At 71.6% G+C, this 10,395-nt stretch carries 10 protein-coding genes and 2 pseudogenes; 5 read left to right on the forward strand and 7 right to left on the reverse strand.

From position 1 onward, the window contains the following. Nucleotides 1–436 (forward strand): annotated as a pseudogene (locus tag ETD96_RS45225) (hypothetical protein); the annotation flags it as partial. Between the two features lie 46 nt (nt 437–482). On the opposite strand, the gene ETD96_RS32900 reads toward ETD96_RS45225, so the two are convergent. From ETD96_RS32900 to ETD96_RS32920, 5 genes are all read right to left on the reverse strand, one after another. Next, the gene (locus ETD96_RS32900) at nt 483–965 is read right to left on the reverse strand and encodes a hypothetical protein (protein ID WP_138640384.1); all 483 of its coding nucleotides are present in this window, start codon (nt 963–965) and stop codon (nt 483–485) included. A gap of 125 nt (nt 966–1,090) precedes the next feature. Then, complete coding sequence (locus ETD96_RS32905) at nt 1,091–4,738, reverse strand: protein kinase domain-containing protein (protein WP_138640385.1); 3,648 nt, start codon at nt 4,736–4,738, stop codon at nt 1,091–1,093. Nucleotides 4,739–4,823: 85 nt separating this feature from the next. Then, complete coding sequence (locus ETD96_RS32910) at nt 4,824–6,020, reverse strand: MFS transporter (protein WP_240808395.1); 1,197 nt, start codon at nt 6,018–6,020, stop codon at nt 4,824–4,826. Then, the gene (locus tag ETD96_RS32915; RefSeq protein ID WP_338072624.1) at nt 6,013–6,819 is read right to left on the reverse strand and encodes a DeoR/GlpR family DNA-binding transcription regulator; all 807 of its coding nucleotides are present in this window, start codon (nt 6,817–6,819) and stop codon (nt 6,013–6,015) included. Before ETD96_RS32915 ends, ETD96_RS32910 begins: the two co-directional genes overlap by 8 nt. Before the next feature lie 30 nt (nt 6,820–6,849). Next, on the reverse strand, nt 6,850–7,317 hold the full coding sequence (locus tag ETD96_RS32920) for an ATP-binding protein (protein WP_138640387.1): 468 nt from the start codon (nt 7,315–7,317) through the stop codon (nt 6,850–6,852). A 281-nt stretch (nt 7,318–7,598) separates the two neighbouring features. Here ETD96_RS32920 and ETD96_RS32925 point away from each other — a divergent pair, with 281 nt between their 5' ends. Then, on the forward strand, nt 7,599–8,492 hold the full coding sequence (locus ETD96_RS32925; protein ID WP_171069349.1) for a helix-turn-helix domain-containing protein: 894 nt from the start codon (nt 7,599–7,601) through the stop codon (nt 8,490–8,492). Further along, nucleotides 8,461–8,694 (forward strand): DUF397 domain-containing protein, encoded by a 234-nt coding sequence (locus tag ETD96_RS32930; protein WP_138640389.1) that lies wholly within the window; start codon nt 8,461–8,463, stop codon nt 8,692–8,694. Before ETD96_RS32925 ends, ETD96_RS32930 begins: the two co-directional genes overlap by 32 nt. A 39-nt stretch (nt 8,695–8,733) precedes the next feature. Here the strand turns inward: ETD96_RS32930 and ETD96_RS32935 are convergent, their stop codons facing one another. Next, on the reverse strand, nt 8,734–9,336 hold the full coding sequence (locus tag ETD96_RS32935) for a DUF2867 domain-containing protein (protein ID WP_138640390.1): 603 nt from the start codon (nt 9,334–9,336) through the stop codon (nt 8,734–8,736). 127 nt (nt 9,337–9,463) lie between these two features. Between ETD96_RS32935 and ETD96_RS32940 the strand changes: the two genes are divergently transcribed. Further along, a complete protein-coding gene (locus ETD96_RS32940) occupies nt 9,464–10,036 on the forward strand; it encodes a TetR/AcrR family transcriptional regulator (protein ID WP_138640391.1) in 573 nt (190 codons plus the stop codon). Between the two features lie 5 nt (nt 10,037–10,041). Then, a pseudogene (locus ETD96_RS47055) lies at nt 10,042–10,173 on the forward strand (sigma factor-like helix-turn-helix DNA-binding protein); the annotation flags it as partial. Between the two features lie 99 nt (nt 10,174–10,272). On the opposite strand, the gene ETD96_RS32950 reads toward ETD96_RS47055, so the two are convergent. Further along, nucleotides 10,273–10,395, reverse strand: a 123-nt coding sequence (locus ETD96_RS32950) for an acyl-CoA dehydrogenase family protein (RefSeq protein ID WP_274704662.1), incomplete at its 5' end; no start/stop codon positions are given.

A 10,395-nucleotide genomic window follows, 5' to 3' on the forward strand; every position in this document is an offset into this window, starting at 1 on the left:
GCCCGCCGCCGACCAGCCCGCGGCGGACGAGCCGTCCGACGCGGCACCGCCGTCCGAGGCGGAGGAGCCGTCGCAGGCGGCCCCGCCCGCCGCGGAGCAGCCGTCGGAGGCCGCTCCGCCGGCGTCCAAGCCGTCCACCAAGGACACCAAGGACGGCAAGCACGCCAAGGAGCTCAAGGAGTGCGCGGACGCCGACTGCGAGGTCAAGGTCCGCGACGGCCAGGTGATCAAGCTCGACAAGAAGTACGGCATGGCGCCGATCCGCATCAGGGTCGACGAGAACCGGATCACCCTCAGCAGCCGGGGCCAGGGCACCGTGATGTCCAGCTCGATGAACGCCTCGCGCTCCAACTCCAGCGTGACCTACAACGGCATCACGTTCAGCCCCAGGCTGAACAGGGACGGCTCGATCACCATGAAGGTCTCCCACGAATGACCCGCGCCACTGGGGGACGGGCGAGGCGCCCGTCCCCCAGCGCTCGCTACTGCGGGTCCGGCAGGTACAACATGTTCTTCTTGCGAAGGTACGAGGCGAGCAGCGCGCCCCAGATCCTGCGTCCCCGGAACGAGTAGACGCTCTTCTCGGTCAGGTCGACCACCGCCGGCTGGACGAGCGCGGCGAATCCGCCGGTTCCCTGCCGGAACGGCCTGCCCGCCACCACCTTGGCGGGCTCGTCCGCGTACTCCGTGACCAGCGCCGCGATCACCAGGACGCCCGACTGCGCCCCGCGCATCGCCCCCTTGCGGTTCTTCCCGAGCTGGCTCGCCTCGCGGGTGAACTGCTCCAGCGTCGCGGCATCGACGCTCTCCCTCTCCGCGACGACGGTGAACAGGTGCATCTTGGAGAGCGCCCGCCAGTTCGACCGGTAGGCGACCAGGGCCGGAGCCCCGGCGACCTCCTCGGTGGTCACCTCGCATCCATCGCCGACCACCCGCTCCCGCACCACGTCGATATAGCCGTCCAAGGCACCTCCACCACGACGAAAGACTCCCACCGGAAAATGTGGGCGCCTGATATTCCACGGCGGGGCGATCACTGGTCAATAGGTTTATGGAATGCGTTCTCTTCTCGCCTTGTCGTTGTTCCGGCTTATCGGGAGGTCGGGCAGATGGCCCGGTAGGGGACGCCGGAGGGAACGTACTTCGTCCATTCCTTGCGGGTGAGGGAGCGGCCGGCGATGGCGCAAGCCGCGCCGGTGGCGTTCGCGGGCATGGCGATGTTCCAGTGGCGGAGGACGGCGGCGCCGTCGGTCGTCATGAGGGTCTTGTTCCCGGCGTCGAAGGCCACGGCGGTCACCGCCTTGGTGTGGCCGGTGAGGGGTGAGCCCAGCTGGCGGTGGCTGGCGACGTCCCAGAGGAGGGCGGTGCCGTCGGCGCCACCGGTGGCGAGGGTGCGGCCGGAGGCGTCGAAGGCCGCGGAGGTCACCTGGCCGTTGTGGCCGCTGATGGGGGCGCCGCGCGACTGCCGGGTACGGACGTCCCAGAGCGAGACCGCCCCGTTCCCGCCGGTGGCGAGGGTCCGGCCGTCGCGGCTGAAGGCGAGCGCGGTCGCCGAGCCGGAGGGGTTGTCGAGCACGCCGAGGTCGCGGCGGCTCGCGGTGTCGAAGAGGTGCACCGCCGCGCCCATCCCGGCCGCCAGCGTGCGGCCGTCCGGGCTGAAGGCGAGCGAGGCCACCTGCTGGGACGAGTCGCCCAGCACGGCGAGCATGCGGCCCGTCCGGGCGTCCCACAGCTGCACCTTGCCGTCGACGACCGGCGTCGAGATCTGGGTCTGGGCGCCGCCGCCGGTGGCGAGGGTGCGGCCGTCCGGGCTGAACGCCATCACGTTGAGCATGGATCCCGGGCCGCCCTCGAACGGCCCCGTCCAGCGGCCGCCGGACCACAGGGAGATCTGGCCGTAGGTGTTGCCCGAGGCGATGCTCTTCCCGTCGGCGCTGACGGCCATCGCCGTCCCCAGGATGTCGGCGAGGTTCGGCGGCGGGCCGACTGGTCCGGCGACGCGTCCGCCGGTCGCGGCGCTGTAGGACGAGTAGCCGATGCCGGCGCCGCCGGGCGCGTGGGCCACCGCGAGGACCCGCCTGTCGCCGCTCGTCGCGGGGAGGATCACCTCGTCGGCCTTCTCGACGGGGACGAAGGGGCCGGGAAGCGGCTGATGGACCTTCGTGTCCCACAGCCGCACGGCGTTCTTCCTGTCGGCCAGGCCGGCGACGCCGCTGACGGTGACCAGCGTCCGCTCGTCGGTGAAGGCCCCCGCGAGGACCTGCTCCTGGCCGGTGCCGCTGACGGCCCCCGCGCGCACGCCCCGCACGACGTCCCACATGTCGGTGCCGATGAGCAAGGTCTTACCGTCGGGCGTGAACAGCGGCCTCTGGACGTACTCCGTCTTCATGGGGATGCGCGTGCCGATCGTCCGGCCGCTTCCTGTGTCGCGCAGCCGGATCGTCTTGTTGTGCCGTGCCGCGATGGTCCGGCCGTCCCTGCTCAGCGCGACCTCGTCGACCGGGCCGGGGATGGTCCCTTTGCGGCGGCCGGCGTGCACGTCCCATATCTCCAGTGCGCCGGGCAGGGCGAAGACGGCCGTTCCCGTGTCCGCGCTGAGGGCCGCCTTGCTGCCCTCGTGGGAGCGGGACAGATACGTGAAGGACGGCGGGAAGGGCACCAGGCGTGTGCGCCGGCGGGTCTGCGCGTCCCAGACGGTGACTCCGTCGGCGCCAATGACGGTCAGCGTCTTGCCGTCTGGGGAGAAGGTCACCGAGGAGGCGTGGGCGACGGGCAGGTCGCCTAGCGGCTTGCCGGTGGTCACGTCCCACAGCCGGACGGTGCCCTTGACCACATCACCGGCGGCTCCCGGCGCCTCCGAGGGGTTGCCCCTGCTGCCGGCGGCGGCCAGCACCCGGCCGTCGGGGCTCAGCGCCACGGGGAGGACGAGGTCGTCCCGGTAGTCGGCGTCCGGCAGCAGCCGCAGCGGCGCTCCGAGCTGCTTGCGGGCCTTCACGTCCCAGACCGCCACCGTGCCGTCGTCGTTGCCGAACGCGAGCCGCCCGCCGCCCGCCGCCACCGTGATCGGGTTCGGCCCGTACCCGGCGACCGCGCCCCGGCCGGACCGCGTGACGACGTCGAGGAGGGCGGCGCGGCTCTCCGGCGTCTCGTGGACGCGCTGCGCGGCGACGGCCAGCAGCGCCGCCGTCTCCGGGGAGCCAGCGAACTGCCGGCTCTGCGCGGCGAGCTGCTGCGAGGCCGCGATGTCGCGCTCCTCGCTCCGCGTCCGCTGTGCGTCGACGGCCCATCCCGTCGCGCCCAGCGCCACCACGGCGGTCACCGCCAGCACGCCCGCGATCGCCCGGTTGCGGCGCTTGTGCGCGTACCGGGCGCGGGCGCTGGCGTCCAGCAGGTCCCGTTCGAGGCGGCTCAGCGCGGGCCGCCGGGCGCCCGAGGTGGCCCAGCGCACCGCCTCGTCCATGTGCGCCCCGGTCAGGACGTCGGCGCGGCGGCGGCCGTGCTCGGCCCAGGTGCGGGCGGCCTGGCGGATGCGGTGGTGCGTGCGCAGGCCGTCGCGCTCGGCCTCGACCCAGCCCCGCAGCCGCGGCCAGGCCCGCAGCAGCGCAGGGCGGGTCAGCACGAACTGGCCGCCCGACATCAGCAGCAGCCGCCCGAACGCCTGCACCACCTCGCGCAGGGTCTGGGCTTCGGCGTCGTCCTGGCGGTCGAACAGCTCGTCTTCCGGGATGGGGCGCGTGGTCAGGCCGCCGTCCTCGCCCGGCACCACGAACCGCAGGAACAGCTCGGGGACGAGCCGCTGCGCCGCAGGCGGCAGGGCGGCGTAGGCGTCCTCGGCGACCTTGCCGAGGGCGGGGTCGCCCGGCTCCCAGCGGGCCTCCAGGACGGCCTGCGCGGCCCCCGCGGCGACCAGGTCGGAGCCGTCGCGCGGGTCGCCGGTCAGCGCGGTGAGGATCTCCGTCGCGGACGGCCTGGCCAGCGGCTCCTTGGCCAGCGCGGCGCCCACGAGCGGGCGCAGTGTCTCCGGCAGCACGTCCAGGTCGGGCTCGTGCGTCCGGACGCGGTGCGCGATCTCCGGCAGCGCGAGGCCCTTGAAGGCGTGCTCGCCGGTCGCGGCGAACAGCATGATCGCGCCCCAGGCGAACACGTCGGCCTCGGCCCCGGCCTGCCGTCCCGCGTACACCTCGGGGGCCATGTAGGGCAGCGTCCCGGCGAACGTGCCGGCGTCGGCCGAGCGGGTGTCCAGCACCCGCGCGATCCCGAAGTCGATCAGCCGGGGCCCGTCCGGGCCGAGCAGCACGTTGCCCGGTTTCAGGTCCCGGTGGACGACCTTGGCCCGGTGGATGGCGGTGAGCGCGGTCGCGATCCCGATGCCGAGCCGGTGCAGGTCGTCGCCGGTGAACAGCCGCCCGTCCCGGTCGGCGGTGCCCCGCACGACGGCCTGCAGGCTCAGCCCGTCGATGTACTCGCTGACGATGTAGGGACGCGGCGGCTCCAGCCGCACCTGGAGGATCCGCGCCGTGCAGAACGAGGCGACCCGCTGCGCCGCCCGGGCCTCGGCCGCCATCGCCTGCAACTCCTTGGGCGACTCCTGCGCCCCGTGCAGCACCTTGACCGCCACCCGCGTCCCGTCGGGGGCGTAGGCGTCGTAGACGACCCCCTGCCCGCCGGCGCCCAGCCGCCCGGCGGGCCAGAACTCCCCGATCCGTTCGGGGTCTCCCGGCTCCAGCGGATCCGGCATCCGATCACTCCGTCCGTCGCGTCACCCGCGCTTGATCACCAGCCGCTGTGACGCTACCGACCCCCTCGGAAGTTCGCCGGAAATGTCAGCCGTTCGGTGCCTCCGCAGGGTGGACGACGTCCGGGGCCGTCTGCGGAGTGCGCAGGATGCCCGCCGTGGCGGCCGCAACGGCGCACAGCACGACCGGCAGGAAGAACGTCAGGTTCAGCGGCATCACATGCGTCAGCGGGCCGATGACGGCGGGCCCGGCGAGCATCCCCAGGTAGCCCAGCCCGGCGACACGCGAGACGTTGGCGCCGACGGCGTCCGGGTCGTGGTGACCGGCGGCACTGAACAACTGAGGCACGCAGCCGGACAACCCGGCCCCGGCCAAGGCCCAGCCGACGAGCGCCGAAGGGACCCACGGGGACAGCGCCGCCACCGCCAGACCGAACGCGCCCAGAGCAGCGCCATACCGCAGGACGGCGACCGGCCCGAAGCGCGCCGCCACCCGATCGGCCAGCAGACGGCCGATGGTCATGGCGGTGGCGAAGGCCCCATAGGCGAAGGCGGCCGTAGAGGCGGACGCGTCCAGGGCATCACGCAGATGCAGGGTGCTCCAGTCGTTGGCCACACCCTCCGACAACATGACCATTAGCGCGAGAGCAGCCATCATCCAGATGCGCTTAGGCGTCCGAGCGCGGGCTCCACTCCCGGGAGCAGTCCCTTGGGGAGAGTCACCATGCAGCAGCGCCGGGGCGGTCAGCACGGCCAGGACAACCCCGAAGACCGCCGCCGCCCCCAGCGACACCACCGGGGACCAGCCCCACCCAAGCGTGCGGGCACCGACCAACGCGGCAAGCACTCCACCGAGCGAGAACGTCGCATGGAACGCCGACATGACGGGCCGCCGGTAACCACGCTCCACCTGCACGGCGTGGGAGTTCATGGAGACGTCCAGGGTGCCGTTGCCGATGCCGAGCACCAGCAGCGCCGCACCCAGAGTCCAGGCGTTCAGAGCAAGGGCCGGCAGAACCAGCGCGGCGCTGCACAACACCGCGCTCAGCGGCACCATGACGCGGGCGCCGACCCGGTCGGTGAACCGACCGGCGGCCTGCATCCCGGCAAGCGCACCCGCGCCGAGCAGCAGCAGGAGCCACCCGAGGACGGCATGCCCCACCCCCACGCGGTCCTCGATGACCGGTATGTGGACGATCCACATGCCCAGCACGAACCCGTTCAGCCCGAAGTAGGCGAAGGTGGCCGCCCGTCCCGCCCGCAGCTTCCTCCGCTGGTCAGACAAGGCGGACGTCCACGCCGGCGTCGCGGAGGCGGGACACCGCCGCCGCGGGCGCCGAGCGGTCGGTCACCACCATGTCCAGCGTGGCGGCGGGGCAGACGAGCCCGAGGCCGGTGCGTCCGAACTTGGCCCCGTCGCACACGGCGACGACGCGCCGGGCGGAGGCGATCGCGGCCCGCTTGACCGGCACCTCGTCGAGTTCGTGCGCGGTGAGCCCGTGCTCGGCCGACAGCCCGCACACCCCGAGGACCGCGGTGTCGACGCGCAGCGAGGCCAGCGACGCCTCGGTCAGCGGCCCGGTGAACGCCAGCGCGCCCGGCGCGGTACGGCCGCCGGGGACCAGCAGCCGCACCTGCGGCGCACCGCTCAGCGCGTTGGCCGCGTGCAGGTCGAGCGGGACGACGGTGAGCCGCCGCCCGGCGATCGCGCGGGCGACGGTCAGCGTGGTGGTGCCGCCGTCCAGGATGACGGCCTCCCCGTCGGCGAGCAGCCCGTCCACCTCGGCGGCGATCCGCTCCTTGACGTCGACCGCCTCCTGCTCGCGGACGGCGAACGGCATCGCCTCACCGCGCAGCAGCAGGCTCACCGCCCCGCCCCGCACCCGCCGCAGCACCCCGCGCTCCGCGAGCTGATCGAGGTCGCGCCGGATCGTCATCTCGGACGCCCCGGTCTCCTCGGCCAGCTCCCCCACCGTCACGCGCTCGGTGGTCCGCAACCGCTCAATGAGCGCAGCAACTCTCTCCGAACTCTCCACATGTGAGATCGAACATCCCCAATGTGCGAAAGTCAAGGGCGAACGCATGGGCTTTGACCGCCAGGCAAAGCCGAAGTATCAGGCGACGTTCCACGCGGCCCACACCACCTTGCCGATGGGCAGCGTGTACGACCCCCAGCCCGACGCGAGGGACTCGGCCAGCATGAGGCCCCGCCCGCCCTCGTCGAGCAGGGCGGCCTGACGGGCCTTCGGCGGCGCCGCACTGTCATCACGCACCTCGACGACCAGATGCGCGGCGCACAACTGGAACCGGACGAACATCATCGCCGTACCGCGCACCTCGATGTCCGTCCCGCCCGGTTCGCCCGTCGCCTCCAGCGCATTGCTAACCAACTCCGAGAGAACCTGCTGGCACGCCCACCGGCGGGCCTCGCCCACCTCCCACGCCCCGAGCAGCGCCCGAGCGAAGTACCGCGCGACCGGCACCGCGGACGGCAGGGCGGCCACGCCGAGCGCCTCCACCCGAACGGCCCCACCGCTCACCGGCGGCCGCGCCTCGACCACAGCGCCGACGGACACCGACATCGATCGTCTCCTTCGCTCCCGGGGGTCAAGCCACCGACCGCAGATGCGCCATACTCACCAGGACGATTCGGACCCTTGGCCACCAGAGCCTCGCCCTCAGTGACGGCAACCCGGCGCGCACGTGCACCGACGCACAGTGACAGCACCCTCAGCATGGCCCAACATCCTTGACTTTGGAAGTTCCATTCTGGAAGTCGTCCGATTGATTGTCATGTGTCCGTTCCGGAGAGTGACTACGATGCTGGACGGCCCCCGACCCCGTCCGGCCCATGGAGCGACCGATGTCCGCCACCGCCGACCGCCGCAGCCCCACCATCGCTCGCCGGCGCCTGTCCCGGGAGTTGCGCAGGCTGCGCCACGACGCCGGGCTCACGGCCGACAAGGTCCGCGGTGACATCGACTTGAGCCAGGGCAAGATGAACCGGCTGGAGACGGGCATCGGGCCGCAGCCGAACATCAGCGACATCCGCGTCCTGCTCGACTACTACAAGGTCTCCGACGACGAGCGGGAAGCCCTGCTCAACCTCGCCCGCCTCTCACGCGAACGCGGCTGGTGGGAGAGGGACTTCGGCGACGTCCTCGGCAGCGCCTACGCGGGCTTCGAGGCCGAGGCCGCGCGCATCTACACCTACCAGCCCCTCGTCATCCCGGGCCTCCTGCAGACCGTCCCCTACGCCCGCGCGGCGATCCGCGGCGACTTGATCCGGGACCCGGAGGAGACCCAACGCCGCATCGACTTCCGAGTCACACGGCAGCGCATCCTCGATCACTCCGACCCGCCACAACTGTGGGCGGTCATCGACGAGGCCGCGCTTCGACGCCCGTTCGGTACAGCCGCCCAACGACGAGAGCAACTCCAACGCCTGATCGACACTGGCGAGACCGAGCACATGACCGTGCAGGTCATTCCCTTCTCGGCGGGGATGCATCCGGGCCTGGCCTGCGGATTCACGCTGCTCGAGTACGAGGACGACCCGACGATCGTCTACATCGACATGGCACGCAACGCCTTGTATCTAGAGCAACCTCACGATATTGAGACTCATAGCCGCATGTATCGGCATCTCCAGGCCGCAGCTTTGGACAAGGACACGACCGTCCAGTTTCTGACCAGGCTGCTCGATGAAGTGAGAGACGAGCCCGATGAAGACATCCCCTCCCCACGGCACGGCTGATTTCCACCCGCTGAACAGCACCTCCTGGCGGAAATCCTCACGAAGCCAGGGGGCAGGCGCCGAATGCGTCGAGCTGGCTCAGACGGCCGGCGTCGTTGCCGCTCGTGATTCCAAGGATCCCGGCGGCCCATGGCTCGTCGTGAGCACCGCAGCGGCCCGGGTTCTGATCGACGCCATCAAGCAGGGCCGCCACGACCTCTGATTTGCAGCGGGAGTTTCGTCTACAGCCGGGCCGTCAGTATCAAGGCCGGTGGACCTTGGTGGTCGGGGGGCGGTTTCTCCAGGCGCGTTCCCATTGGCGGGTCAGCATCGGGTAGACGACCAGGTGGCGGAAGGGCGCGATGAGGGCCATGTAGAGCCGGCCCAACCGGCCGTTCGTCTTGACCAGGACGGCCATTCGCAGCTCGTAGTCACCGGCGGCGGCCGGTGCCCAGCCCAGGTGCATGATGCCGTGGACGGTCTTGTTCGCCAGTTCACGGACGTCCTCGTTGCCGAGCCGGTACACGGGCGAGAACGGTGAGTCGCCGGAATCCGGGACGGTGGTCTCGGCGAGGTCGTCCGGCAGGCGATCGCGCACCGATTCGACTCTGGTTCCGAGGCCGGTGCCGGGCTCGTCCCATCCGAGGAGGCGACCGAGTTTCCAGCGCACCGCGAACAGGAACTTGACCAGCCTGGGCTGTTTGCTGAATCCCGCGGCGTTCTGCAACAGCGCGAGCACTACGGGGAAGTCGTCCGGTCCCGCGCCGGGGGTGCGGTAGGACCACACATCCTGCAGTTGGAAGTCGGGGGCGATGGCGTGGATTCGCCAGGGCTGCTGCACGTGGGCTGACTTGGAGAGCCGCATCTTCACCTCATAGGGGTGCGGGCACTGACGTCGGCGGCCGTCTTACCGCCCTCAGCAGGTATACGGTTGCGTATAACAGCAGGCTAACGCGTTTATACGGTGGCGTATATGTGAGGTGAGGCACTCGATGGGCGTTCCCCGGACACCGCGGGACCACTGGATCGAAGAGGGGTTGCGCGTGCTGGCCACGGGCGGCCCGGACGCCGTGCGCGTCGAGGTCCTGGCCAAGAGGCTCGGCGTCACCAAGGGCGGGTTCTACGGGTACTTCGCCGATCGCGACGCGCTGCTGGAGGCCATGTTGGACGCCTGGGAGCGGGAGAGCGTCGACGAGGTGATCGACCGCGTCGAGAAGGAGGGCGGCGCCCCGGAGGTCAAGGCCCGGCGGGCGGGCATGCTCACGTTCTCCAGCGAGCGGCTGCTCCCCATCGACCTCGCCGTCCGGGACTGGGCCCGGCGGGACGCGGCGGTGGCCGAACGCCTGCGGCGGGTGGACAACCGGCGCATGGGCCTCCTGCGCGAAGTGATCGGCACCTTCTGCTCCGATCCCGACGAGGTCGAGGCCCGCTGCCTCATCGCCTTCTGCGTGGCGATCGGACACCACTCCCTCGCGGCCGACCACGACGGTCGCGACCGGGCGGACGTCCTCAACCGCGCCGCCGCCCTGATCTTCGGCACCGGGCCGCAGCCCACCCGCGGCTGACCACCGTGACCGGGCGGATCTGCCTGGACGCGCTCACCCCGGCCGAGCGGGCGGCCTTCGTGCTGCACGATGTCCTCGAGGTGCCGTTCGACCGGATCGCGGCGATCCTCGGGCGGAGCACACCGGCGGCCAAGATGCTCGCCAGCCGGGACCGGGGGCCGGCTCGCCGCCCAGGCCACGAGTTTCGCGGCGCCGGGCGCGCGGGCGCATCCGGCTCTCCTGGACGGCGTCCCCGGCTACTTGAGGAGCTGGCGGGCCATCACCATGCGCTGGATCTGGTTGGTGCCCTCGTAGATCTGGGTGATCTTGGCGTCGCGCATCATCCGCTCCACCGGGAACTCCCGCGTGTAGCCATAGCC

It is taken from the genome of Actinomadura geliboluensis (assembly GCF_005889745.1).
Lineage (GTDB): Bacteria > Actinomycetota > Actinomycetes > Streptosporangiales > Streptosporangiaceae > Spirillospora > Spirillospora geliboluensis.